The 24870-nt window shown below is 62.5% G+C and carries 19 protein-coding genes; 7 read left to right on the top strand and 12 right to left on the bottom strand.

Features of this window, described 5'->3' with window-relative positions; all coding sequences use genetic code 11:
- Positions 1-60: 60 nt before the first annotated feature.
- The gene (locus GR212_RS11830; RefSeq protein ID WP_163986743.1) at positions 61-1077 is read right to left on the bottom strand and encodes a bile acid:sodium symporter family protein; all 1017 of its coding nucleotides are present in this window, start codon (positions 1075-1077) and stop codon (positions 61-63) included.
- 107 nt (positions 1078-1184) lie between these two features.
- Here GR212_RS11830 and GR212_RS11825 point away from each other — a divergent pair, with 107 nt between their 5' ends.
- Both GR212_RS11825 and GR212_RS37520 read left to right on the top strand, forming a co-directional pair.
- A complete protein-coding gene (locus GR212_RS11825) occupies positions 1185-2042 on the top strand; it encodes a LysR family transcriptional regulator (RefSeq protein ID WP_163986741.1) in 858 nt (285 codons plus the stop codon).
- A gap of 198 nt (positions 2043-2240) precedes the next feature.
- A complete protein-coding gene (locus GR212_RS37520) occupies positions 2241-2372 on the top strand; it encodes a hypothetical protein (RefSeq protein ID WP_281411022.1) in 132 nt (43 codons plus the stop codon).
- A gap of 71 nt (positions 2373-2443) precedes the next feature.
- Here GR212_RS37520 and GR212_RS11820 read toward each other — a convergent pair whose 3' ends face one another.
- Positions 2444-3490, bottom strand: a complete 1047-nt coding sequence (locus GR212_RS11820; RefSeq protein WP_163986739.1) for a threonine aldolase family protein — start codon at positions 3488-3490, stop codon at positions 2444-2446.
- 567 nt (positions 3491-4057) lie between these two features.
- Here GR212_RS11820 and gltB point away from each other — a divergent pair.
- On the top strand, positions 4058-8782 hold the full coding sequence (gltB, locus tag GR212_RS11815) for a glutamate synthase large subunit (RefSeq protein WP_163986738.1): 4725 nt from the start codon (positions 4058-4060) through the stop codon (positions 8780-8782).
- Positions 8783-8959: 177 nt separating this feature from the next.
- Positions 8960-10414 (top strand): glutamate synthase subunit beta, encoded by a 1455-nt coding sequence (locus GR212_RS11810; protein WP_163986737.1) that lies wholly within the window; start codon positions 8960-8962, stop codon positions 10412-10414.
- Between the two features lie 62 nt (positions 10415-10476).
- Here GR212_RS11810 and GR212_RS11805 read toward each other — a convergent pair whose 3' ends face one another.
- The 3 genes from GR212_RS11805 to GR212_RS11795 all read right to left on the bottom strand — a co-directional run bounded on the left by GR212_RS11805 (position 10477) and on the right by GR212_RS11795 (position 13957).
- Positions 10477-11226 carry an aminoacyl--tRNA ligase-related protein gene (locus GR212_RS11805; protein WP_163986735.1) on the bottom strand — a complete coding sequence of 250 codons (750 nt, stop codon included), beginning with the start codon at positions 11224-11226 and terminating at the stop codon, positions 10477-10479.
- Positions 11227-11465: 239 nt separating this feature from the next.
- The gene (locus GR212_RS11800; protein WP_163986733.1) at positions 11466-12653 is read right to left on the bottom strand and encodes an SGNH/GDSL hydrolase family protein; all 1188 of its coding nucleotides are present in this window, start codon (positions 12651-12653) and stop codon (positions 11466-11468) included.
- A gap of 80 nt (positions 12654-12733) precedes the next feature.
- Complete coding sequence (locus GR212_RS11795) at positions 12734-13957, bottom strand: lytic murein transglycosylase (protein ID WP_163986731.1); 1224 nt, start codon at positions 13955-13957, stop codon at positions 12734-12736.
- A 204-nt stretch (positions 13958-14161) separates the two neighbouring features.
- Between GR212_RS11795 and galU the strand changes: the two genes are divergently transcribed.
- Entirely contained in the window at positions 14162-15049 is an 888-nt protein-coding gene (gene galU / locus GR212_RS11790; protein WP_163986729.1) for a UTP--glucose-1-phosphate uridylyltransferase GalU, read from the top strand.
- 111 nt (positions 15050-15160) lie between these two features.
- Here galU and GR212_RS11785 read toward each other — a convergent pair whose 3' ends face one another.
- Positions 15161-16699, bottom strand: a complete 1539-nt coding sequence (locus GR212_RS11785) for an outer membrane beta-barrel protein (protein WP_163986727.1) — start codon at positions 16697-16699, stop codon at positions 15161-15163.
- A 197-nt stretch (positions 16700-16896) separates the two neighbouring features.
- Here GR212_RS11785 and GR212_RS11780 point away from each other — a divergent pair, with 197 nt between their 5' ends.
- On the top strand, positions 16897-17892 hold the full coding sequence (locus GR212_RS11780) for a KpsF/GutQ family sugar-phosphate isomerase (RefSeq protein WP_163986725.1): 996 nt from the start codon (positions 16897-16899) through the stop codon (positions 17890-17892).
- On the opposite strand, the gene GR212_RS11775 is transcribed toward GR212_RS11780, so the two are convergent.
- Complete coding sequence (locus tag GR212_RS11775) at positions 17893-18351, bottom strand: NfeD family protein (RefSeq protein WP_163986723.1); 459 nt, start codon at positions 18349-18351, stop codon at positions 17893-17895. It abuts the gene before it with no gap.
- A gap of 1 nt (position 18352) precedes the next feature.
- Positions 18353-19369 (bottom strand): SPFH domain-containing protein, encoded by a 1017-nt coding sequence (locus GR212_RS11770; protein ID WP_163986722.1) that lies wholly within the window; start codon positions 19367-19369, stop codon positions 18353-18355.
- 304 nt (positions 19370-19673) lie between these two features.
- Between GR212_RS11770 and GR212_RS11765 the strand changes: the two genes are divergently transcribed.
- On the top strand, positions 19674-20582 hold the full coding sequence (locus GR212_RS11765; RefSeq protein ID WP_163986719.1) for a S1C family serine protease: 909 nt from the start codon (positions 19674-19676) through the stop codon (positions 20580-20582).
- A 31-nt stretch (positions 20583-20613) separates the two neighbouring features.
- On the opposite strand, the gene hemH is transcribed toward GR212_RS11765, so the two are convergent.
- From hemH to GR212_RS11745, 4 genes are all read right to left on the bottom strand, one after another.
- The gene (gene hemH / locus GR212_RS11760; protein ID WP_163986718.1) at positions 20614-21648 is read right to left on the bottom strand and encodes a ferrochelatase; all 1035 of its coding nucleotides are present in this window, start codon (positions 21646-21648) and stop codon (positions 20614-20616) included.
- A 97-nt stretch (positions 21649-21745) separates the two neighbouring features.
- Positions 21746-23884 carry a 5'-nucleotidase C-terminal domain-containing protein gene (locus tag GR212_RS11755; RefSeq protein WP_163986717.1) on the bottom strand — a complete coding sequence of 713 codons (2139 nt, stop codon included), beginning with the start codon at positions 23882-23884 and terminating at the stop codon, positions 21746-21748.
- A 147-nt stretch (positions 23885-24031) separates the two neighbouring features.
- The gene (locus tag GR212_RS11750) at positions 24032-24349 is read right to left on the bottom strand and encodes a hypothetical protein (RefSeq protein ID WP_163986715.1); all 318 of its coding nucleotides are present in this window, start codon (positions 24347-24349) and stop codon (positions 24032-24034) included.
- Between the two features lie 27 nt (positions 24350-24376).
- On the bottom strand, positions 24377-24763 hold the full coding sequence (locus GR212_RS11745) for a hypothetical protein (protein WP_163986713.1): 387 nt from the start codon (positions 24761-24763) through the stop codon (positions 24377-24379).
- Between the last annotated feature and the right edge of the window lie 107 nt (positions 24764-24870).

The following is a 24870-nucleotide window of genomic DNA, read 5'->3' as shown; positions in this document are numbered from 1 at the left end:
GCGGCGCCCATTCGGGCGCCGCTTTTGTTTTGGCTCATACTTTGGAATCTTTTGGAATTCTCAGGCGGCGTGCGTCGCTTCAGCCGACTTTGCCCCGGCCTTTGCCGCTTCCCGGCGCTTGGCCGCATCGGCGTATTTCTGCGCAAGGACCGCGCAGGTCATCAGCTGAATCTGGTGGAACAGCATGAGCGGCAGCACGATGGCGCCGATACCCTGGCCGGCGAAGATGACATTGGCCATCGGCACGCCGCTCGCCAGAGATTTCTTCGAGCCGCAGAAGGTGATGGTGATCTCGTCGGCCTTCGAAAAGCCGAGTGCGCGGCTGCCGAACATGGTGATGCAGATCACCATCGCAAGAAGCACCATGTTGGCAACGATGACGGTAGCGATGTCAAGCACCGAGAAGGTGTGCCACAGCCCTTCGACCACGGCTTCGCTGAAGGCCGAATAGACGACCATCAGGATCGAGCCGCGATCGACCGGCATCAGGATCTTCTTCTTGGAGCGGATCCAGTTACCGATCCATGGCTGCAGCAACTGGCCGGCGATGAAGGGGGCGAGCAGCTGCAGCATGATCTGCCACAGGACATCCCAGGAAAAGCCGCCCTGGCCGCCGACGGAGAACAGCACGCCGACGAGCAGCGGTGTCAGAAACATGCCGAAGATATTCGAGGCCGACGCCGAGCAGATCGCGGCCGGCACGTTGCCGCCGGCGATGGAGGTGAAGGCGATGGAGGACTGCACGGTCGAGGGCAGCACGCTCAGGAACAGCATGCCCGTATAGAGCGACACGGGCAGGATGCTGTTCGGAACGATATGGCCCATGGCCAGCACCAGCAGCGGGAAGATGCCGAAGGTCGTCAGCAAAATGACGAGGTGCAGCCGCCAGTGCAGCATGCCGGCGATGACCACATCGCGCGACAGGCGCGCGCCATGCAGGAAGAACAGCAGACCGATGGCAAAATTGGTGGCAATGCCGAAATACTTGGCGCTCATTCCCTGCACGGGAAAGAAGGATGCCGTCAGAACGGTGAGCACCAGCAGCATGGTGAAGGTGTCTGGAAGAAAGCGGCGCATCGTGCCTACCCCAATCGCAGTTACAAGTCGCAGGATTAATCCTTGCAGATAGACCTATCGTGATCCACGATGCAAGAAATAACAGTTATCGCGATACAGGATAATCCATGCTGGATCTCACACAGTTGCGCAGCTTCGTCGCCGTCGAGCAGATGGGCAGCTTCACGCTGGCGGCGGAGCGTCTCGGTCTTGGGCAATCGACCGTCAGCCAGCACATACAGCGGCTGGAAACCGAACTCGGGCGCAAGCTGCTGGCGCGCGACACGCATCGCGTGGTCCTGACCGGCGACGGCGAGGCCTTGCTCGGCCATGCGCGCCAGATGCTGTCGATCGAAGGCGATGTGCGGCAGCTTTTTGCCGGCAACAGCCTGCGCGGCAGCCTTCGGCTCGGCGTTTCCGAGGACTTCGTCACCAGCCAGCTCCCTGACGTTCTGGAAGACTTCGTCCGTTCGCATCCGTCCGTCGATCTCGAGCTGACGGTCGCTCTCAGCGGCACGCTTTATGAAATGCAGGACAATGGCGATCTCGATCTCGTGCTGGCGAAGCGCCGGCTCGGGGATGTCAGGGGCAAGCTCGTCTATCGCGAGCCGCTGGTGTGGCTGGCGCGCGATCCGGATCGCATTCGCAAGCTCGCGGCTCCTCTGCCGCTGATTGCCTTTCCCACGCCGAGCGTTACGCGTGCGGTGGCGCTGGAGGCGCTGCGCCGGCAGCAGATGCCATGGCGGATCGTCTGCACCTGCGGCAGCCTCAGCGGCCTGACGGCGGCGGCGCGCGCCGGCATGGGCGTCCTCGTCCAGCCCCGGAGCATGGCGCCCGCCGGCCTGATGGAGATCGGGCCGGGCTGGCTGCCTACTCTCGAGGATGTGGAATTCGTGCTCGTGCCCCGTAAGGGGGCGGACCGGCTTCTGGTTGAAGCGCTCTCGGAGGATATTCTGGCAAAGGTCAGGGGGCCGAGATCGACCTGACAACGCTCGGGCTTGCCGGGCCCGACAAACCGTTTCCGATCCTATCGATGCGATTGGCCTCCCATCGGGAGATCTTCTGCCGGCTGGATTTTCTATCTTTGCGCGTCCCGCCTTCTCATTGCACCGGTTCAGGTCGAAGTCAGCTTTGGCTGCTATCGTTGATGGTTACGAGGGAGCTGAGCGAGGATATCCGTCCCGATGACCTATGGTGCCATCTTCATTTCCGGACTTGTCGCCTGCGTCGTGGCCATGACGGTGATCGTTCACCATGCTCCGGCATTCGCCCACAGCGACCAGTCGACCTCGGCAATGTTCGCCCATCGGAATTAGAATTAGTCCGCCTGCCGTCTATATGAGCGCCGTCCGGCTCCGAGCCGGCTCCGGCGCTCTCTTCGTGCGTGTCAGCCCAGGCAGGCGAGGAAGTTCGCGACATCGGCCTCGGTCGTGGCGAAGCTGGTGACGAGACGGATCAGCGTCTGGTCATCGCCGACCAGATCCGGCTGCGATTCCGGGATCGGCCATTCGTAGAACTTCGCGCCCTTGTCCTCGGCGGTCTTGGCCGAGGATTTCGGTATGATCGCGAAAACCTCGTTGGAGACTGTCGGCCAGGCGAGGTGGGCGCCCGGCGCCTTTTCGATGCCGGCGCGCAGGCGATCGGCCATGCCGTTGGAGTGGCGGGCCAGATCGAGCCAGAGGCCATCCTGGAAATAGCCATCGAACTGCGCGGCGATGAAGCGCGACTTGGAGAAGAGCTGGGCGGCGCGCTTGCGGATGAAAGGCATCTCCTTTGCCTGCTCCGGATTGAAGAAGACGATCGCCTCGGCGCACCAGCAGCCGTTCTTGGTGCCGCCGAAGGAGAGGATGTCGACACCGCGCTTCCATGTCATGTCGGCGGGGCTGGCGCCGAGAGCGACCAGGGCGTTGGCGAAGCGTGCGCCGTCCATGTGCAGCGGCAGGCCGTTCGCCTTGGCGACGGAGGCGACCGCATCGATCTCGTCGAGCGAATAGACCGTGCCGATTTCCGTCGCCTGCGTGATCGTCACGGCGGCGGCGCGACCGTGGTGCACGGCGTCCTGGGGGAAGCGGGCAATTTTTGCGGCGAGCGCCTGCGGGTCGATCTTGCCGGCCGCGCCCTTGACCGTTGCCAGCCGCGCGTTGCTGAAGAAATCCGGCGAACCGCATTCGTCTTCGGCCACATGCGCCTCGCTGTGGCAGAACGTGATGCCGCCCGGCTTCTGGACGCTGGCAAGCGACAGCGAATTGGCGGCGGAGCCGGTTGCGACGAAGAAAACGGCGACGTCGCGCTCGAAGACCTCGGCGAATTTGGCCTCGATCTTCTGATCCAGGTCGCTCGAGCCGTATGCGGTGGCAAAGCCACCGGATTCGGCAAGGAGACGTTCAGCGATCTTGGTGTGGGCGCCGGCCCAGTTATCGGAAGCAAAGAACATGGAAATGCACCAGTTGAAGGATTGAATTACGGCTAGGTTAAATAGGGTCGGGCGGACATTACGCCAATGCAAAAACCTATCAAGAGCATGAACTTGAAGAATGCATCACAGAAATTGATCTACGCAATCAACAAATAAAATGATGCGCCGCAGCGAAACTTTATTGCTCGATTTATGCAACATGGGCAATCTTCCGTCTTTCGTTGACGAATTTTTGCCGTTTTGCTCTTGCGAAGACGTGAGCTTTCTGGCATAGAGCTGATGAATTAGGACAGGGTTGCTGTCCTATTTTGGCCGCCGAGGCCGAAGATGTGCCCCCAGGGTCCTGACGATGTCGGGATTTCGAGCTATAGTCGTCGAGAGCATGCCCTTTCAAGCCTTTCGGGCGGTGGGTACTGCGGCGGTGGAATAGCAAGGCGCGGAACGCTGACGACGGGCTCCACTCACGGGGCCACGGTTCGCGGCCGGATCTTCACAATGCAACAGCGCTGTCGCGCGTCGGATCCGGAAACGGACCGCGCGAGACGAAGGATCGCCCGCGACGCGGGCCTTACCGGAGGGAAGACCATGACGAACAGGACGACGTTCACGAGTTTTGACCAGACCGCAGCCGCCAATGCAGCTGCCACGGCCAAAACGTCGAAACGCGCTGTTGGCATCCCGCCGAAGCAGGGCCTCTACGATCCGCGCAACGAGCACGATGCCTGCGGCGTCGGCTTCGTCGCGCACATGAAGGGCCAGAAGTCGCATCAGATCGTGCGCGACGGCCTGTTCATTCTCGAAAACCTGACGCATCGCGGTGCCGTCGGCGCTGATCCGCTGATGGGCGACGGCGCGGGCATTCTCGTGCAGATCCCGGACCGTTTCTTCCGCGAGGAGATGGCCAAGCAGGGCGTCATCCTGCCGAAGGCGGGCGAATATGGCGTCGGCCATTGCTTCCTGCCACGCGACGAGGCTCTGATCGAGCACTTCAAGGCGGCTATCAAGCAGGTCGTTGCCGAAGAAGGCCAGGTGCTGCTCGGTTTCCGCGACGTGCCGGTCGACAACTCGTCGCTGTCGAAGGCTCCCGACATCGCTGCCACCGAGCCGCATCATGTGCAGGTCTTCATCGGCGCCGGCCGCGATGCCGGCACCAACGAGGAGTTCGAGCGTCGCCTCTTTACCCTGCGCAAGGTGATCTCCAACCGCATCTATGCCGAATACGAGGGCGAGGAGAGCAACTTCTACCCTGTATCGCTGTCGAGCTCGACCATCGTCTACAAGGGCATGTTCCTCGCCTATCAGGTGGGCGCCTATTATAAGGACCTCTCCGATCCGCGCTTCGAGACGGCGGTTGCCCTGGTGCACCAGCGTTTCTCGACCAACACCTTCCCGTCGTGGAAGCTGGCGCACCCTTATCGCATGGTCGCCCATAACGGTGAAATCAACACGCTGCGCGGCAACGTCAACTGGATGGCCGCGCGCCAGGCATCGGTATCCTCACCGCTGTTCGGCGAGGACATCTCCAAGCTCTGGCCGATCTCCTATGAAGGACAGTCGGACACGGCCTGTTTCGACAACGCGCTCGAATTCCTCGTGCGCGGCGGCTATTCCATGGCGCATGCCATGATGATGCTGATCCCTGAAGCATGGGCCGGCAACCAGCTGATGGCTGCCGAGCGCAAGGCATTCTACGAGTATCATGCTGCCTTGATGGAGCCATGGGATGGCCCGGCCGCCGTCGCCTTCACCGACGGCAAGCAGATCGGCGCGACGCTCGACCGCAACGGCCTGCGTCCGGCCCGCTACCTCGTTACCAATGACGATCGCATCATCATGGCGTCCGAAGCCGGCGTTCTGCCGGTCGAGGAAGAGAAGATCATCCAGAAGTGGCGTCTGCAGCCCGGTAAGATGCTGCTGATCGACATGGAGAAGGGCCGCATCATCTCCGACGACGAGGTGAAGTCGGAGCTTGCCACCAAGCATCCCTACCAGAGCTGGCTGAAGCGCACGCAGCTGATCCTCGAAGACCTGAAGCCGGTAGAGCCGCGGGCGCTGCGCCGCGACGTGTCGCTGCTCGATCGCCAGCAGGCCTTCGGCTACACCACGGAAGACACGAAGCTGCTGATGTCGCCGATGGCGACGACAGGGCAGGAAGCCGTCGGCTCCATGGGCACGGATACGCCGATCTCGGCCATGTCCGACAAGGCGAAGCTGCTCTACACCTACTTCAAGCAGAACTTCGCTCAGGTGACGAACCCGCCGATCGACCCGATCCGCGAGGAGCTCGTCATGAGCCTCGTGTCGTTCATCGGCCCGCGCCCGAACCTGCTCGACCATACCGGCATGGCCAACGCCAAGCGCCTGGAAGTGCGCCAGCCGATCCTGACCAACGGCGATCTCGAAAAGATCCGCTCCATCGGTCACACGGAGGACCGTTTCGACACCAAGACGCTCGACTTCACCTATGATGTCGAACGGGGTGCCGAAGGCATGCCGGAGATGCTCGACCGCCTCTGCGAACGGGCGGAAGCGGCCGTTCGCGGCGGCTACAACATCATCGTGCTCTCCGACCGCCAGATTGGGCCGGACCGCATCGCCATCCCGGCGCTGCTGGCGACCGCCGCCGTGCACCACCACCTGATCCGCAAGGGGCTGCGCACCTCGGTCGGTCTCGTCGTCGAAACCGGCGAGCCGCGCGAAGTGCATCATTTCTGCCTGCTGGCCGGCTACGGTGCCGAAGCGATCAACCCCTATCTCGCCTTCGACACGCTGCTCGACATGCATCAGCGCGGCGAATTCCCGAAGGAAGTGGATGCGACCGAAGTCGTCTACCGCTACATCAAGGCGGTCGGCAAAGGCATCCTCAAGGTCATGTCGAAGATGGGCATTTCGACCTATCAATCCTATTGCGGCGCGCAGATCTTCGATGCGATCGGCCTGCAGCAGGAGCTGGTCGACAAGTATTTCTTCGGTACGGCAACCATGATCGAGGGCATCGGCCTCGATACGATCGCCGAGGAAACCGTCGCCCGTCACAAGTCTGCGTTCGGCCGCGATCCGCTGCTGGCGAGCACGCTCGACATCGGTGGCGAATATGCCTACCGCATGCGCGGCGAAAGCCACGCCTGGACGCCGGATGCCGTGGCTGCCCTGCAGCATGCCGTGCGCGGCAATGCCGAGGACCGCTATCGCGAGTTCTCCGAAATGGTCAACGAGTCGGCGCTTCGGATGAACACCATCCGCGGTCTCTTCACCATCAAGGGTGCGGAAGCGCTCGGCCGCAAGCCGATCTCGATCGACGAGGTCGAACCGGCTGCCGATATCGTCAAGCGCTTCTCGACCGGCGCCATGTCCTTCGGCTCCATCAGCCGCGAGGCGCATACGACGCTGGCAATCGCCATGAACCGGATCGGCGGCAAGTCGAACACCGGCGAGGGCGGCGAGGAAGCCGATCGCTATATGCCGCTCTTCGACGGCTCGCCGAACCCGGAACGCTCCGCCATCAAGCAGATCGCCTCCGGCCGCTTCGGCGTGACGACCGAATATCTGGTCAACGCCGACGTGCTGCAGATCAAGGTGGCGCAGGGCGCCAAGCCCGGCGAGGGCGGCCAGCTGCCCGGCCACAAGGTCGATGCCACGGTCGCCAAGACCCGGCATTCGACGCCGGGCGTCGGCCTGATTTCGCCGCCGCCGCACCATGACATCTATTCGATCGAAGACCTGGCGCAGCTGATCTTCGACCTGAAGAACGTCAACCCGACCTCGGATGTGTCGGTCAAGCTCGTCTCGGAAGTCGGCGTCGGCACGGTTGCCGCCGGCGTCGCCAAGGCGCGCGCCGACCACATCACCGTCTCCGGCTATGACGGCGGCACCGGCGCTTCGCCGCTGACTTCGCTGAAGCATGCCGGCTCGCCTTGGGAGATCGGCCTTGCCGAAACCCAGCAGACGCTGGTGCTGAACGGGCTGCGCTCGCGCATCGCCCTGCAGGTGGACGGCGGCCTGAAGACCGGCCGCGACGTCATCATCGGCGCGCTGCTCGGTGCCGACGAGTTCGGCTTCGCCACCGCGCCGCTGATCGCTGCCGGCTGCATCATGATGCGCAAGTGCCACCTCAACACCTGTCCGGTTGGCGTCGCCACGCAGGACCCGGTGCTGCGCAAGCGCTTCAAGGGTGCGCCGGAGCATGTCATCAACTACTTCTTCTTCGTAGCCGAGGAAGTGCGCGAGATCCTCGCTTCGCTGGGCGTTTCCAAGCTGGACGAGATCATCGGCGCTTCCGAGCTTCTGGAAAAGGACGAGATGCTTGCCCATTGGAAGGCCAAGGGCCTCGACTTCAGCCGCATCTTCCACAAGGTCGATGCCGCCAAGGAAGAGACCTACTGGACCAAGCTGCAGAAGCACCCGATCGACGATATTCTCGACCGCAAGCTGATCGAGAAGGCCGAGCCGGCCCTGTCTTCCAAGACGCCGGTTGCCTTCGAGGTCGACATCAAGAACGTCGACCGTTCGGCCGGCGCCATGCTGTCGGGCGCGGTTGCCAAGCGTTATGGCCATCGCGGCTTGAAGGACGATACGATCAACGTCACCCTGAGGGGCACCGCCGGTCAGTCCTTCGGCGCCTTCCTGGCACGCGGCGTAACCTTCAACCTTGTCGGCGACGGCAACGACTATGTCGGCAAGGGTCTGTCGGGTGGTCGCATCATCATCCGTCCGCCGGAAAATTCGAAGATCGTCGCTGAAAACTCGATCATCGTCGGCAACACCGTGCTCTACGGCGCGACCGAGGGCGAGTGCTACTTCCGCGGTGTCGCGGGCGAGCGCTTCGCGGTCAGAAACTCCGGTGCCATCGCCATCGTCGAAGGCGTGGGCGATCATGGCTGCGAGTACATGACCGGCGGCGTCGTCGTCGTTCTCGGCGAAACCGGGCGCAACTTCGCGGCCGGCATGTCGGGCGGCGTGGCCTATGTGCTCGACGAGAAGGGCGATTTCGCCCGTCGCTGCAACATGGCCATGGTGGAGCTGGAACCGGTTCCCGAAGAGGACGAACTGCTGGAGAAACTGCACCATCACGGCGGCGACATCATGCACAAGGGACGCGTCGACGTCTCGGATGACATGACGCGTCACGACGAGGAGCGCCTCTACCAGCTGATTTCGAACCATTTCCACTACACGGGCTCGACGCGAGCCAAGGAAATCCTCGATCACTGGGCCGACTACCGCCCGAAATTCCGCAAGGTCATGCCGGTCGAGTACCGTCGCGCCCTTGAGGAAATGGAGCGCAGCCGGTTGAGCGTGGCGGCGGAGTAATCCGCCCCGGTTCAAACGCCAGTCGAGGGTTTCGCCTCGCACTGCGGTCGCCGTCATGGCGGTCGCGACTGTCGAACAGCGGAATCGGATTTGAATTAAAGTGCCGGACAGGGAAACTTGGATGACCCTCAGGCACGGGAGCCATGAGCTCCTCTTTTAGAGTGAGGAAACGAAAGCATGGGCAAGGTAACAGGCTTCTTGGAAATCGACCGGCAGGTGGCGAAGTATCAGCCGGCGTCGGATCGCATCCGGCATTTCCGTGAATTCACGATCCCCATGTCGGACCCGGAAGTGCAGAAACAGGCAGCGCGCTGCATGGACTGTGGCATACCCTATTGCCACGGCCCGACCGGCTGCCCGGTGCACAACCAGATCCCCGATTGGAACGACCTCGTCTACAACAACAACTGGGAAGAGGCGATCCGCAACCTGCATTCGACCAACAACTTCCCGGAATTCACCGGCCGCGTCTGCCCCGCGCCTTGCGAGGAAGCCTGCACGCTGAACCTGGAAGACGCGCCGGTCGCCATCAAGACCGTGGAGCAGGCGATTGCCGACAAGGCCTACGAGCTCGGCTTCATCCGCCCGCAGCCGGCAACGGTGCACACGGGCAAGAAGGTCGCCGTCATCGGCTCCGGCCCCGCCGGCATGGCGGCTGCCCAGCAGCTCGGCCGCGCCGGCCATGAGGTTCACCTCTACGAGCGTGAAAGCAAGGCCGGCGGCCTGCTGCGCTACGGCATTCCGGACTTCAAGATGGAGAAGAACTTCATCGATCGCCGCGTCGAGCAGATGAAGGGCGAGGGCGTGACCTTCCATTGCGGCGTCAATGTCGGCGTCGATGTCAAGATCGAGCAGCTTCTGGCAGACCATGATGCCGTGCTCTATTGCGGCGGCTCGGAAACGCCGCGCGAGGCCGGCATTCCCGGTGTCGAACTGGCGGGCGTCCATGACGCCATGCCCTATCTCGTGCAGCAGAACCGCCGTGTCGGCCGTGAAAACATCGACAGCGCCGGGTGGCCCGCCGACCCGATCCTCGCCGGCGGCAAGCACATCGTCGTCGTCGGCGGCGGCGATACGGCATCGGACTGCGTCGGCACGGCCTTCCGGCAGGGTGCCGTGAAGGTCACCCAGCTCGACATCCGTCCGCAGCCGCCGGAAAAGGAAGACAAGTTCGCCGTATGGCCGTTCTGGGCGACGAAGATGCGCACCTCGTCCTCGCAGGCCGAAGGCGCCGTTCGTGAGTTCCAGGTCGCGACGCTCGAATTCCTCGGTGAAGACGGTGTCCTGACGGGCGTGAAGTGCTGCGAAGTGGATGAGCGCCGCCAGCCGATCGCCGGAACGGAATTCGTCATCCGCGCCGATCTCGCCTTCATCGCGATCGGCTTCCGCGGTCCGTTTACCGACAGCGTGCTGAAGGAACTCGACGGCAAGCTGACGCTGAACACCGACCGCCGCGGCTCGACCAACGTCGTCGCCAACGACAAGGACTACAAGACGTCGGTCGACAAGCTTTGGACGGCCGGCGACATTCGCCGCGGTCAGTCCCTGGTGGTCTGGGCGATCCGCGAGGGCCGTCAGGCAGCCCGGGCGATCGACGAGGCGCTGATGGGCTCGACGGTTCTGCCGCGATAAGCCTCACGGCCGCCCCAAACAGGATCTGAAAGGCCGGGTTCGTGATGAACCCGGCCTTTTGCTTATCTGTTCGCCGCGATGTTCCAGTTGTAGATGCAGCGGTCGAGCCCGATGGCGATCTCGAGCACCGTGACAGCGTGGTCTATCGCCGGTCCCTTCCTGGCCTGGCTGCGATAGCGCTCAGGGAAATCCGTGCGTCTCGAAATCGAGCAGACCTCCATCCATTTATCGCCGTTATCGACCTCGATATCCATCGTGACCTCGGAATAGGCCGGAAGGCGGTCGGACGGCACGATCCTTGTCGGCAGATGGATCACCGAAGCGATCATCCTGCGGACCGGTTCCAGGGCGGCGGCGTGGTAGTCGTTGCCGCTGTCGGCGGTGAAGGCGCATTGGAATTCGAGCTGCCAGAATTCCTTGAGCCGCACATGCTTGGTCGGCTGATCCTGTTCGCGGCGATAGGATTTTCCCGCTTGCCAGACGCACAAGGGCAGACGCGTTCTCGAATGATTTCCGAGAAGATGCTGCATGTAGACATAGGTTGACGGCGTCGTTTCGGGACGCAGCACGAGTTCGGCATCGGTGTCCGACAGCCGTTCCTGCACCCATATGTCCTCGTTCGAATAGGCATCCGAAACGAGGTTGCGCGGCATGAGGGCAGGGGCCTCCACCCTTCGGACATCCCAGGCGGGGTTTACGGATCGCAGGAAGCTGCGGACTTCATCCGAAAAGAACCGGGTAAGATCGTCGCGCAGCCGTATGTCACGCTCTTCCCAGTGAACGAGCGAATTGATGTTATAGATATTGAGCACGGTGCCTTTCTCCATGGGCAACGTTGATGTTTCGAGGCGAGGGCTTTACGTCCAGCCGCCGCCGGACGCATCAACGCCTCCGGCCGTCACGACTGGACGCGGAGACCTCGGCCGGAGAAAGCGCACGGAACCACAGCCTGCAGGCAGGTGCGGTAACGATCGATATGATCTGCGCTGTTCGTGCTCATGTTGTTCTTCTATTGGCGGCGTGCGGCGTTGTCAAACCGCCTCCGGCATATCTATCGGGCGACCGATCCTGGCAGGCGGTAGTCGTCGACGCGGCCCGCCGGTGCGGGGTCCATCTGGCCTTTCTCGACGAGAAGATCGCGCGGCGACGGTGCCGTCGCAGCAGGCGCAGGCGCGCCGCCGAGAAGTTGCGAGCCGCCATCGAGGTCCGGATCGGAAATGCTCACGGGCTGCGTACGGGTGATTTTTTCGCTCTCCGCCGCGGGCAGATTGGCTTGCTGCGCCGGCAGCGGGTTGCCGGTGTCGAGGCGGGTGATGTCGGGACTTGCCTGATCGCCCAATATCCGTCGCGCCGACTTCTCCAGATAGAAGGCGACCTTGCGCTTGCCCGCCGCCGTGAAGTTGACCCCGTCCGCCGTTCTCAACCGCACCTGCTGGCCGTTGATATCGGAACCGGTCACGATGAACTCGCCGCCCTGATCCGTGAAGCCATCCCAGATGTCGATGAATTCGCCGCCGACGCTGGTCATCTGGCTTTGATAGATCTGATTGAGCTTGACGGCGCTGGCCGTCAGCTGGTCCGACCCGAATGACGGTAGCCCCACCCAGAGCAGCGGGATGTGGCGGCTCGTCACGAGCTTGGCAAATTGCTGCACGCGCTCCTCGTAGGCGAGGAACCACGGATCGGTGCCGTATTTCTCGTTCAGCCCGTCACCGATCATCTGCTGACGGTCATTGGCTCCGATCATCACGACGACCATGGCCGGCTTCAGCTGGTCCATCATGCCAGGCAGCTGCTGCGGCCAGTTGTAATAATCCTGCCGAACGAGGCCGGAGGCGACATTGCCGCGCGCCTGGACGACGACGCCGGGGGAGGTGGAGAAGGCATCCTCCAATCCGGTTGCCAGGCCGCTTGCCATGAAGTCGCCAACGACCAGGATTGTCCTGGCATCGGGGAGCTTTTCGGTCGGCGGCGGCGTCTCCGGCTGGGCCACCGGCTGGCGAGGCGGTGGCGTCGGCCGCTTTTTCGGCTGCACCTTGCGTCGCGGCGGCGGCTGCTCGGCCGGCTGGTCGGGATAATCGGGCTCGGGGTTGCCGAACAGCATGTCGAGCAACGTCCTGCGCCGTTCCTGCGCTTCCGCCATTTTCGGAAGGCAGGCAAGTGCCATGACGGCAGCAAGGAATGCCGTGAGAATGAACTTTGCGGTTGCCATGGTCGCGCGGACAGGTGGTTTTATCATAGCTTCTTTTCCGCTCACGCATCCATGGTCGCACAAGGACGGCTTCTCCGCCAGCGACCGCGGATTTGCTGGATGGCGGCTTACTTGCGCAAGGCCTTCAGCAGGCTCATCGACGGCTCGCCATCCGCATCCATGCCCATGCGTTCCTGAACGGCCGATATCGCAGCCTTCGAACCCGATCCGAAGTTGCCGTCGACGACGCCGTCATAATAGCCGAGCTCCTTCAGCCGCGTCTGCAGTTCGAATTTCTGCTTGACGTCGAGCGTGCCGCTGGGGCGCGGCCAGGTTTGCTGCATACCGCCATAGCCAGCGATCTGGTCGGCAAGCAGGCCGACAGCCAGGGCATAGCTGTCGGAGGCGTTGTAGCGCTTGACGGTGAAGAAGTTGCCGGTCATCAGGAAGCCGGGGCCGTCCGGGCCGCCGGGCATCTTCAGCTGCGCACGGTCGGACATCAGGCGGAAACCCTTGCCGTTCGGCCGCGCGAAGCCGAGGGCCGCCCATTGGGCGATCGTATGGGTCTTGCCGGCCTGAGCGCTGCCACCCGGCGGGACGACGACTTCATAGCCCCAGGTGCGTCCGGTATCCCAGCCGTTCTTGGCCAGCAGATTGGCCGTCGTCGCCAGGGCGTCCGGAATGGAGTTCCAGATATCGGCATGGCCGCTGCCGTCGGCGTCGACCGCATAGAGCAGGTAGCTGGTCGGGATGAATTGCGTGTGGCCCATGGCGCCAGCCCAGGAGCCGTTCAGTTCCTTGCGCGAAATATCGCCGCTTTGCAGGATTTTCAGCGCGGCAATGAGCTGCTTCCTGGCGTAGCTGCCCCGCTTCGGGTCGGCATAGGCGAGTGTCGCCAGGGCGCGGGGCACGTAATGCAGCCGGTCGTTCTTGGCCAGAACGGCGCCGTAATTCGACTCCATCGACCAGATTGCCAGCATGATATTTCGGTCGACGCCGAAGCGCTGTTCGAGGGTGCGCAGCGTGGATGCGTATTTGACCGCCATCTTACGGCCAATATCAATGGTATAGGGATTGACACGGGAGTCCAGGTAATCCCAGATTTGGGACTTGAATTCCGGTTGGTATTGCGCCTTTTCGAGGACCGTGGGGTCGGGGTCCGTCACACCTGCAAATGCATCGCGATAGGTCGACTGCGTAATGCCGCTTTTGGCGGCGGTAGCGTAGAAGCCCGCGATCCATTTCTGGAACCCTGGGTCAGCATTGGCGTTAACGGGAAGGAATCCCGCGAAGGCGCCGAGCGCGAGCGCCAGAGCGAGACCACGAAGGGAGTTTTTGCGGTTTACGGTCATCTACAGCCTTGTCCATCAATCGTTGGATTTCGGTGCGGCGGATGCGCATGGCATTCGCCCAAGCGTGACGCTAAACGAACGAAGTCAACAAATTCTTTACCATGGAAGTCCGGGTCAGTCATTATTTGCAAAACAGTAGCAAATTTAATCTACTGACCTTTAGAATGGCTTGGCGCCAAGCGATTTAATGCCCAGGAGGTATGAGTGGGACAACATAAGAAGGTTCGTAAGGCAGTATTTCCTGTCGCTGGACTCGGGACGCGGTTCTTGCCTGCGACCAAGGCGGTGCCGAAGGAAATGCTGACCGTCGTGGACAAGCCGGTGATCCAGTATGTCGTCGACGAGGCGATGGAAGCCGGCATCGAACATTTCGTATTCGTGACGGGCCGCAGCAAGCACGTCATCGAAGATTATTTCGACATTCAGTTCGAGCTCGAGCACACGCTGCGCCAGCGCAACAAGAACGCCGAACTGTCGTTGCTGAACGGCCTGCTGCCGAAAGCCGGCACGGCGAGCTTCACGCGCCAGCAGGAGCCGCTCGGCCTCGGCCATGCCGTCTGGTGCGCCCGCGAGATCGTCGGCGACGAGCCGTTCGCGCTGTTGCTGCCGGACATGGTCATGCGCGCCGAAAAGGGCTGCATGAAGGGCATGATCGAGCTTTACGAGCATAGTGGCGGCAACGTCATCGCCGTCGAGGAATGCAGCCCCGATCAGACCCATAAATACGGCATCGTCGGCGTCGGCGAGACGATCGGCAACGGCTTCCGCATCACGGAAATGGTCGAAAAGCCGGCCAAGGGTACGGCTCCGTCCAACTTCTTCATCAACGGCCGCTATATCCTGCAGCCGGAAATCTTCCGTATCCTGGAGAGCCAGGAACGCGGCGCCGGCAACGAGATCCAGCTGACGGACGGCATGTTGAAGCTGGCGCAGACGCAGGATTTCGCAGGCTATCACTTTGAAGGCCAGACCTTCGACTGTGGTGCAAAGGATGGCTTTATCCTTGCCAACGTGGCCTTCTCGCTGGCGCGTGCGGATATCCGCCCGACCATCGAAAACGAACTGAAGGCCCTGATCGCCGCCCTGAAATAGGCGTTCGGGTCTTTGGACGCAAAGCATCGAGGCTCGGCATGGACCGGGCCTCGTTTCGTTTGAAGAGGACGCTTGCCGCCGGGGATGGCTGCGAGGAATCCCGGGCGGCCGTTACCGCTTCACCGTCAGCCCGACGCCGGCCTGGAGCTGGCGTGTGTCGTCGCCCTCCTTCCGGGTGGTCAGCTGATAGCCGACATTGCTCGTCAGATCGAGGTAGCGGTTGATCCCCCAGGTCAGGCCGAAGGCCGCGTCGTATTCGGTCTCGTCGGCTGCACTGCCGCTGGAAGGATAATCACGCCAGATCGTTCCGCCCGTCAGCTTGGCCGTGAGATCGTCACGCAGCTGATGGCTCACCGTGCTCGTGAGTTGGTAAGCGCTATAGCCGCTCAGGCCGGGCGTGGTGGATGGCTGAACGGTGGTGGAAAGGCCGATGCTGACATCGGTTCCGCGCTGCGGCGACCAGGCCAGATTGCCGTCGATCGTCGGGGAGTCGACCGAAGCGAGGCGCGAATCGTCGAATTCCGTATGCTGGTAGCCGAAGCCGAGCTCGCCCTTGAACTTTTCGCCCAGGTCGAATTCGACGCCGCCCTTGCCGCCGTAGCTCTGGTTGGAGCGGGCATAGCCGTTGCTGTCTCGCGTCTGGTCGTAGACGGCGCGGCCGAGATTGACTTCCACGAAGGGAATGATGGCCGGCGACAGTTCGTAGCCGATGCGCCCGCGCCATGTGCCGGCCGTCTGGTCGCGGTCGCTGAGCGTGACCTGGGTTCCATCCGAGAGTTCGGCATCGGAATAGACCGTGCGTGTCAGCGCCAGGGCCGTCGTGCCGCGCAGCAGGCCGAAGTCACGCTCCAGCGAAAGCCCCGTCGTGAACTGGTTGACGGCGGATTGCTTCGAGGCGCCGGCGATGGCGTTCGGATCGCTGGTGTCCTCGCGGTAGAACTGATAGCCGGCGGTGATATGCGCGATGGTGTCGGCAGGAAGATCCAGGCGCAGGTCGGCATCGAGGCTGATCGTCGGCTTTTCTTCGCCGGTGCCGCTGATGTTCCTTTGCCAGACGCCTTCGCCGGTGACTGTCAGGGCATGCCGATCCCAATCGGAGGTCAGGGTGCTGCGCAGGTCCGTCTGCAGGAAGGTGCGGTTGTCCTCAACCGAGCCGGTGCGGTCCCGCTCGAGATTGATCGACTGATTGACCGAGGGGCGCAGGGTGAACGTGCCGAGCGGTATGCCCTGGACATCAGCCCGATCCGGATACTGGCGCGTCCTCAGGCCGTCGACCGTGGTTTCGGGCAGGTTGACGCGGCGTAGGTCGTCATCCAGCGTGGAGCCCGTGGTTGTGGGGTCGACCCCATCGAGGCGAAGGCGCATGTTCGGCGGAGTGTCGCTGCCGCCCGATCCCTGGCTTGCCGGTGAAGCCTGATTTACTGGTGCGCCCGTTTGCGTGTCGGTCAGCGGCCCGGTCGCGGCATCGGCCGGCGCCGCCGACGTTGTCGGGGCTGGCAAGGTGTCGTCGAGACTTTGGTCGGGCGAGAGCGATTGTGCTTGGGCCGGCAGCGGCGCGGCAAATGCGATACCCCAGCCGAGCACGGCGGATGTCGCCCATGCCGTCAGCCGGAGGGCACCATGACCCGCCTTGTCCTTGCCGATGTCCATGTTGTTTGTATCTGATCCTGCTGGAAATGCCCTAAATTCTTACCCAAGTGTAAAGCCGCGTGGTTAACGCTTGGTTGCCAAAGGACTACGCAAGGATGTGGATCGGCAATATTATCGACGTGATGCAGCAGCCCGGCGCTGTGGCTGCAGGTCGATCTTCGGTGGACAGATTTGCAGAAAAGCGTTAGGCCTCCCTCATGAACAAGAGAGCTGTAAGACTCATCGCGAACGGTGCGATCGAATCCGCTGTGCGAACGATCGAAACCGAAAGACGGGGCATGGAAGCGCTGGAACGCGCACTGACCAATGGTCTGACCGAGCCCTTCAGCCGTGCGGTAGAGATCATCGGCGATATCAGCGGCCGCGTTATCATCACCGGCGTCGGCAAGAGCGGCCATATCGGCAACAAGCTCGCCGCGACGCTCGCATCGACCGGAACGCCGGCGTTCTTCGTGCATCCTGTCGAGGCCAATCACGGCGATCTCGGCATGATCACGCAGGACGACGTCATCGTTGCGATGTCCTGGGGCGGCGAGAGCGCGGAGTTGCGCGGCATCATCAGCTATTCCCGCCGTTTCTCGATTCCGATGATCGCCATCACCGCCGGCGAATCCTCGACGCTCGCGCGTGAATCGGATGTGGTTCTGCTGCTGCCCAAGGAGCAGGAAGCCTGCCCGCACGGTCTGGCGCCGACGACATCGACGCTGCTGCAGCTTGCCATCGGCGATGCGCTCGCCGTCGCTCTGCTGGAGGCGCGCGGCTTCACGGCCGAGGATTTCCGCACCTTCCATCCGGGCGGCAAGCTGGGGGCGAGCCTCTCGCATGTGGTCGATATCATGCACAAGGGCGAGCGCGTACCTTTGGTCAAGCTTGGGACGGGTATGCCGGAAGCGGCCATGACGCTGTCGAAGATGCGCTTCGGCTGCGTCGGCGTGATCGATGACGAGGGTTGCCTGTGCGGCATCGTCACCGACGGCGATATCGCCCGCAATCTCGGCACCAGTCTTGCCGACATGCGCGTCGACGAGGTGATGACCCGCAATCCGAAGACGGTGAAGGAAACGACGCTGGCGACGAGCGCCATGGCCGTGCTCAATCGCCACAATATTTCGGCGCTTATCGTTGTCGACGACACGCGACGCCCGATCGGCATCGTGCATTTCCACGACCTGCTGCGGATCGGCGTGGCCTGATCAGACGGGTTCCACCGTCAGGTCGCGACCGCTGCTGGCGACGATCTTGACGCGGGTGCCGACCGGCAGGTCGGGTCCATTGACCGTCCAATAGGTATCGTTGAGACGAATCCGCCCTCGGCCTTCGGTGATGGGCTGCTCCAGCGTTGCCGTCCGTCCGACCAGGCTGGCGCCGCGCTGGTTCAGGAAGGGTTCGTCGGTGGTCTGGTTGTTGTTATAGAGATAGCGGCGACCGATGAGGGTGACGATGACTGCCGTGGCTGCAAAGACAAGCCCCTGCACCTGCCAGATCCAGAAGGCGCTCTCCCAGAAAAGCAGCGACAAAGCGCCGACGATGATGCCTGCAAGCCCGATCCAGACCAGGAAGAAGCCTGGCAGGATCAGTTCGGCGGCCAGCAGCACCAACCCCAGCAACCACCAGATCCAGGGGCCGAGTTCGACGGCGAGATTGTCGAGCATCTCAGCTCTCCTTCGACGTCAGCGGATTGATTGAAGGCGTGGTGCGAGCGGAGCCGGATCGCGGGCGGGGAGGCTGCGGCGCTCCGCTGCCGTCGCCATTGTCGCCGAAGACCTCGCGGGCGATGGCGCCGATGCCGCCGAGCGAGCCGATGAGGGAGCTCGCCTCCATCGGCATCAGAACGATCTTGGAATTGCCGGCGGAACCGATCGCGGTGAGGGCCTCGGTGTATTTCTGCGCGACAAAGTAATTGATGGCCTGCACATTGCCCTCGGCAATGGCCTCGGACACCACGCGGGTCGCCTTGGCTTCCGCTTCCGCCAGGCGTTCGCGGGCCTCGGCATTGCGGAATGCCGCCTCGCGCTGGCCTTCGGCCTGCAGTACCGCTGCCTGCTTGGCGCCTTCGGCACGCAATATCTGTGCGTTGCGCAGCCCTTCGGCTTCCAGAACCTGGGCACGCTTTTCACGCTCGGCCTTCATCTGCCGGCCCATTGCGTCGACCAGATCCTTCGGAGGCTGGATATCCTTGATCTCGACGCGCGTCATCTTGATGCCCCAGGGCTCGGCCGCCTCGTCGACGACGCGCAGCAGCCGTTCGTTGATGACGTCGCGGTTGGACAGGAGCTCGTCGAGATCCATCGAGCCCATGACCGAGCGGATGTTGGTCTTGGTGAGGTTGAGGATCGCGGTTTCGAGATTGGTGATCTGATAAGCCGCCTGGGCGGCGTTCAACACCTGGAAGAAGGCCACGGCATCGGCGGAGATGCTGGCATTGTCCTTGGTGATGACCTCCTGCGTCGGCACGGCGAGAACCTGCTCCATCACGTTCATGCGTGCGCCGATCGTTTCGATGAAAGGCAGGATCAGGTTGAGGCCCGGCTCCAGCGTCCGGGTGTAGCGGCCGAAGCGCTGGACCGTGTACCGATAGCCCTGCGGAACTGTCTTGATGCCCGCAAAGAGCACCAGGATAACCAAGACCACCAGGGCAATCACGACGATGCTGAAACCACCCACAACCATCGAACTCCTCCATGGACGCGCCCGCCCGTGGCGGAATTCGCGTCGCGTAAACCGCTGCCGTTCGGCCTCTATATGCTCGGTCGAGCAAAGAGACGGCAGCTCAATCAGATGTGGTGGGTTAGCATGTTCTCGGCAAGTGAGGAATGGCCTCAAAACGGGCCATCTTCGTCAGCTCCGATCAATCAATCGCGACCCGGGTCTTGCTTCCGGCGATTGATCTTCATACCTTATTATGGAAATTTCCGGCCCACCGCCTCCCAACCTTTCGGGCCAAGCCATCGCGCATCATCATCAGGGTGAAGCTATGAACATAGATAGGACCTTGCGGTCGGTCGTGGCCGTGCACGCATCAATTCCGGAAGACGCTTTCACGGCGACGACGCTCGGCGTCCGCAGGGAAGGCAGCGGCGTCGTCATTCGGGGAAATGGTCTGGTCTTGACCATCGGCTATCTGATCACCGAAGCCGAGGAGGTCTGGCTGACGACCAATAGCGGTCGCGTCGTGCCGGGGCATGCGCTGGCCTACGATCAGGAAACGGGATTCGGCCTGGTGCAGGCGCTCGGCCCGCTCGATGTGCCGGCCCTCGAATTCGGCGATGCCAGCAGGACCGAGATCGGCGACGAGGTTGTCGTTGCCGATGGGATCGGCCAGTTCGTGGAGGCGAAGATCGTCGCCAAGCAGGAGTTTGCCGGCTATTGGGAATATCTGCTGGACGAGGCGATCTTCACGGCACCGGCCCATCCCTCCTGGGGCGGGGCGGCGCTTCTCGATGAGGATGGCAAGCTTCTCGGCATCGGTTCGCTGCACCTGCAGATGGCGACCCAGAATGGCGACAGCGCCGACATCAACATGATCGTGCCGATCAACCTGCTGATGCCGATCCTCGACGACCTGATCAAACGTGGTCACGTCAACAAGCCGCCGCGGCCTTGGCTCGGTGCCTTTTCCGCCGAAAGCAACGGTGAAGTCGTGGTCATGAGCGTCACGGACGGCGGTCCGGCGGCCAAGGCGGGGTTGCGCCGGGGCGACGTCATTTCGGAAATCCGCGACGGGGAGGTCGACGGGCTCGCCGATTTCTATCGCAAGATCTGGCAGAGCGGACCGGCCGGCGCCGAGATCCCCATGCGGGTGCTGCGCGACGGCCGCGAGGCCTGGCTGCGCATCAAATCCGCCGATCGCGGCAGCTTCCTCAGGAAGCCGCAGCTGCAATAGGTTTTTCGCCGGGACTCTTCCCGGCGGATCATCAGGCCCAGCCGAGCAGTTCCCGCCTGACCACCTTCTCCAGCACGTTCATGCCGTCCTCGCTGTCGTTAAGACAGGGGATGTGTGCAAATTTCTCGCCGCCATTGTGATGGAAGGATTCCGCGGCCTGCTCGGAGATCTCCTCCAGCGTCTCCAGGCAGTCCGAGACGAAGCCGGGGTTGAGCACGGCGATGCGCTTGGTGCCGCTTTGGGCGAGCGCCTCCACCGTCTTGTCCGTATAGGGCTGCAGCCATTCCTCGGGACCGAAACGGGACTGGAATGTAACCATGAACTGATCTTCGGAAAGGCCAAGCTTCTCACGCAGCAAGCGACCGGTCTTTTGACAGAAGCAATAGTAGGGGTCGCCCAGCTTGAAGTAGGACATCGGTATGCCGTGGAAGGATGCGAGGATCTTTTCGGGCTGCCAGTCCAGCGTCGAAAGGTGCCGGGTCACGGAGTTGGCCAGCGCCTCGATATAGGTCTCGTCGTCATGATATTGTGGGACGGTGCGAACCGCCGGCTGCCAGCGCATCTTCTGAAGTTTCTCGAACGCCTTGTCGTTGACCGTCGCCGTCGTCGCGGCCGCATATTGCGGATACAGCGGAAAGAGCACGATGCGCTCGCAGCCTTCGTCCTTCAGGGCCTGGATGCGGTCGCCGATCGAGGGCTGGCCGTAGCGCATGGCCCAGTCGACGCGGACGTTGGGCAGGTCGCGCAGGCGCTCGGCCATGAGGTCGGACTGGTTGCGCGTATAGGTGCGCAGATAGCTTTCGTTCTTTTCCTTGTTCCAGATCGTCTCGTAGGCCTTGCCGACCTTCTGCGGCCGGGTGTTGAGCACGATGCCGAACAGGATCGGGTACCATTTCCAGCGTGACCACTCGATGACGCGGCGGTCGGTCAGGAATTCGCGCAGGTAGCGGCGCATCGAGGAATAGTCGGTGCCGTCGGGTGTTCCGAGGTTGATGAGCAGCACGCCGACCTTGCCGTATTTCACGCTTGGATGATCGGACGGAAGCGCGCTCAAATCTGCTGTCATCGATTGAATTCCTCTCAAGATACGAAGCACTTCACATAGGAACAAAAGCCGGTCCGGGGAAGCCCGGACCGGCTGGGGCATGCGAGACAAATCGTCCTTACTTGGCCGGAATCCTCAACTTTTCGCCGACGGCCAGACGATGCGGCTTGATATTGCGGTTGGCCGCCAGAAGTTTGCGCCATTGCCCGGCGTTGCCATAGTAGGTCCTGGCAAGATCCCAGAGCGTATCGCCTGCGACGATGACGTGAGTCGTCGGCGTTTTGGGCGGCTCGCTGGCCTTGGCTTCCGGTGCTGTGGCGACGGGCGTCGTCGTCGCGGGCGTGGAGGCGGCCGGTGCCGGTGTCGTCGGAGTCTCGGTCGCGGGCGTGGGCGTTGAAGTGGCGGGCGCGGAGGATGTCGGCGCCGCTGTTTCGGCTGCCGAATTTGCCGGAACGGATGGCGTGGCCGTCGGGTTTGCCGACATGGTCGTGCCTGGCGTCGTGACGGCGGGAGCAGAAGAGGCCGGCGGCGTCGGTGCAGACGAGGAGGCGGCACTATCGGCGGCAGCCGGTGCCGGTTTTTGCTCAGGCGCGGGCTGCGGCTTGGCATCGGCGGGCTTTGCCGGTTCCGGCTGGGCGGCTGGCTGTGCCGCGCCGACCTGGGTTACGCGGCCGTCCGTATAGGGCTTGTAGGGATTGTGCGCGCCAAGGTAGTCGGCGACGACAGCTTCCAGGTTGGGGCCGAAATCATAGGCGTTCTTGCCGTCTTTGGCGAAGACCGTGTAGCCGTCGCCGCCGGCGCGCATGTAGTTGTTGCTGACGACGCCATAGGTCTTTTCCGGGTCGATCGGCTTGAATTCGGTGCCTTCCTGGACATCGACGGACACTAGGCGGCTGCCCGGCGGCTTCGACTTGTCGAAGCTGTATTTGAGGCCGGCAACCTGCGGGAAGCGACCGGCGCCGTCATCGATCTGGCTGAGACCGTTCTCGAGCGCCGCCTTCACATCCGCTCCGGTCAACTGGAACGTCGCGACCGTATTCTGGAAGGGCAGCACGGTCAGCACGTCGCCCATGGTGACGTCGCCTGCGCCGATGGAAGCGCGCAGGCCGCCGCCGTTCTGGATGGCGATGTTGATCCCTTGCGCCTTTGTGCGGTCGAGCATGGCATCGGCGATGAGGTTGCCCATCGAGCATTCCTGAACGCGGCAGACTTCACGCGCACCTTCGATCGGGCCTTGCGAGCTGCCAATGACCTTCTTGCGCAGTTCCTCGATCGGCTTGGCCATTTCCAGTATGCGGGCGGCGATTGCGGGATCGGGCTTGATGGTGGAGTCGAGCAGGATCGGATCGCCCTTGGCATCCTTGACGGCGCCATTGTCGTCGAAGGTGACGACGAGATCGCCGAGATACTTGCTGTAGGAGGCGGCCTGAACCACCGGCACCTTATAGCCGGCGGGATTGTCGACCATGGTCGGGTAGGGGCCGGCGGCCTTCGGATCGGTATTCGACAATAGGGTATGCGAGTGGCCGCCGACGACGACGCTGACGCCGGCGATCTTGGCGATCTTCTCGACATCGCGCGGATAGCCGACATGGGTGAGCGCGATGATCTTGTTGACGCCCTGCGACTTCAGCGCGTCCACCTCGGCGCTGATGGCGGCGGCATCGTCGGTGATCTTCACATGCGGGCCGGGCCAGGCCAGCTCGGGCGTTTCGGTCGTCACGGCGCCGACGATGCCGATCTTCTGGCCGCCGATGTCGAGCACGATGGATTTCTTGATGCGGTCGCCGAGCTTCGACTGATCGTCGACCACCAGATTGGCCGTCACGACCGGAAACTGCGCCTTGTCGAGGAAGGCTGCGAGCGGCCCTTCGCCGTCATCGAACTCATGATTACCGACCGTCATGGCGTCGATTTTCATGTCATTGAGAAACTCGACTTCGGCGGCCCCTTTGTACGTGGTGTAAAACAGAGAGCCCTGGAAATTGTCGCCGGCATCGAGCACGACCACATTCTGGCCCGCAAGCGCTGCGCGCCTCTGGTCGATGGCAGCCTTCAGCCGCGCGGCGCCGCCGAAGCACTCGTTCTTGGCTTCTTCGGCTGCGGAGCAGGTGGCGTCGAACTTGTTGATCGACTCCACGCGCGAGTGGAAATCATTGAAGTGCAGGATGTTGAGCTGATAGTCCGCGAAGGCGGCACTTGTGCTAAGCGCCAGCAGCGTGGCGGCCAAAAGACCCACTCCGAAGGGCTGCTTCATCTGTCTCTCCTGTTGGTCATTACAATCCGGCCCGCCTTTGCCGCGCAGCGGTTTCCCGCCCGGATGTTTTCATCACGGCGGAGCGAGCGCAAGCAAAAGCTGTTGGCTTCATTAGGATTTTGCAAAGCGAGGGAGCGTGTCGTCAGATCAGGCGCATGCTTCGACTGCGGCGTAGGATTCTCGCAACGCGGCAGCGGCATTCCAGCCGACGCAGCAAAAGACGAGCAGGCAGCATAGAGAGGCTGCGAGATGAAAACGCCGGCTCCGCCCCCTGTAGAAAAGGATCGTGCTGGCGCCGTAGACCAGCAAAGCGGGCAAAGCGAAAATGAGAACGCTCATCGGGCCGTCGCAATCGAGCGCTTCGATGCCTTGAGCACGGTAACTGTTTACCGGGAGGACCGCCGCCAGAACGGCGACGGGTAATGCTGCGACAGGCATCAGATAAAGGACCGGCATGCCGCGCATGATGCCTCATCTCTCCGGCGGCTAACGTCAGCCCTGGCGGTTGAGCGAGAAATGTCCACCGGTTTCGGAGGTGCAATTGAGCTGGCTGGGATTGGCCAGGAAGCAATTCACCTTCGAGGATGTGCGCTTGATGTTCGAGTAGAGATCGATCTGGATCACGCCGGAGGCATCGGTCGTGTAGGTTCCCGACGCCATCTGCTGGTTCGTGCCGTCCGTGGTATGCGTTTCGAAACGCCCGGCGGTAAATGTCGAATTCAGCCCGTTCGAATCGGCCCAGCTGCCTTCCACGGAGTTCATCCGCGGCTGGACGCCGGTGTTCGTCGCCATCGGCGGCGGTCTGGAGCCACCGAAATCGACGCAGGCAGAAAGAGCTGCCGCGGCAGCGAGGAGGGCAAGAGCGTTTCTTATCTTCATAAATGTCTCCCGCGGAAAAGGGCGGACTAGAGGCATATCGGTTGTAAAGAAGATGGCGCGACCATTGGGCTAAAGCAAGGCTTCACAGCGGATCTGCTTGATTTATC

This window comes from Martinezella lusitana, assembly GCF_010668395.1.
Lineage (GTDB): Bacteria > Pseudomonadota > Alphaproteobacteria > Rhizobiales > Rhizobiaceae > Rhizobium > Rhizobium lusitanum_A.
This window is presented reverse-complemented; position numbering and strand designations above follow the sequence as displayed.

Bases quoted from the DNA above. Each gene is read 5' to 3' on its own strand.
- gltB (WP_163986738.1), top strand. From the start codon at position 4,058: ATGACGAACAGGACGACGTTCACGAGTTTTGACCAGACCGCAGCCGCC.
- GR212_RS11785 (WP_163986727.1), bottom strand. From the start codon at position 16,699: ATGGACATCGGCAAGGACAAGGCGGGTCATGGTGCCCTCCGGCTGACG.
- GR212_RS37520 (WP_281411022.1), top strand. From the start codon at position 2,241: ATGACCTATGGTGCCATCTTCATTTCCGGACTTGTCGCCTGCGTCGTG.
- GR212_RS11765 (WP_163986719.1), top strand. From the start codon at position 19,674: ATGAACATAGATAGGACCTTGCGGTCGGTCGTGGCCGTGCACGCATCA.
- GR212_RS11795 (WP_163986731.1), bottom strand. From the start codon at position 13,957: ATGACCGTAAACCGCAAAAACTCCCTTCGTGGTCTCGCTCTGGCGCTC.
- GR212_RS11830 (WP_163986743.1), bottom strand. From the start codon at position 1,077: ATGCGCCGCTTTCTTCCAGACACCTTCACCATGCTGCTGGTGCTCACC.
- GR212_RS11750 (WP_163986715.1), bottom strand. From the start codon at position 24,349: ATGCGCGGCATGCCGGTCCTTTATCTGATGCCTGTCGCAGCATTACCC.
- hemH (WP_163986718.1), bottom strand. From the start codon at position 21,648: ATGACAGCAGATTTGAGCGCGCTTCCGTCCGATCATCCAAGCGTGAAA.
- GR212_RS11825 (WP_163986741.1), top strand. From the start codon at position 1,185: ATGCTGGATCTCACACAGTTGCGCAGCTTCGTCGCCGTCGAGCAGATG.
- GR212_RS11775 (WP_163986723.1), bottom strand. From the start codon at position 18,351: ATGCTCGACAATCTCGCCGTCGAACTCGGCCCCTGGATCTGGTGGTTG.
- GR212_RS11780 (WP_163986725.1), top strand. From the start codon at position 16,897: ATGAACAAGAGAGCTGTAAGACTCATCGCGAACGGTGCGATCGAATCC.
- GR212_RS11745 (WP_163986713.1), bottom strand. From the start codon at position 24,763: ATGAAGATAAGAAACGCTCTTGCCCTCCTCGCTGCCGCGGCAGCTCTT.
- GR212_RS11810 (WP_163986737.1), top strand. From the start codon at position 8,960: ATGGGCAAGGTAACAGGCTTCTTGGAAATCGACCGGCAGGTGGCGAAG.
- GR212_RS11770 (WP_163986722.1), bottom strand. From the start codon at position 19,369: ATGGTTGTGGGTGGTTTCAGCATCGTCGTGATTGCCCTGGTGGTCTTG.
- GR212_RS11755 (WP_163986717.1), bottom strand. From the start codon at position 23,884: ATGAAGCAGCCCTTCGGAGTGGGTCTTTTGGCCGCCACGCTGCTGGCG.
- GR212_RS11800 (WP_163986733.1), bottom strand. From the start codon at position 12,653: ATGATAAAACCACCTGTCCGCGCGACCATGGCAACCGCAAAGTTCATT.
- GR212_RS11820 (WP_163986739.1), bottom strand. From the start codon at position 3,490: ATGTTCTTTGCTTCCGATAACTGGGCCGGCGCCCACACCAAGATCGCT.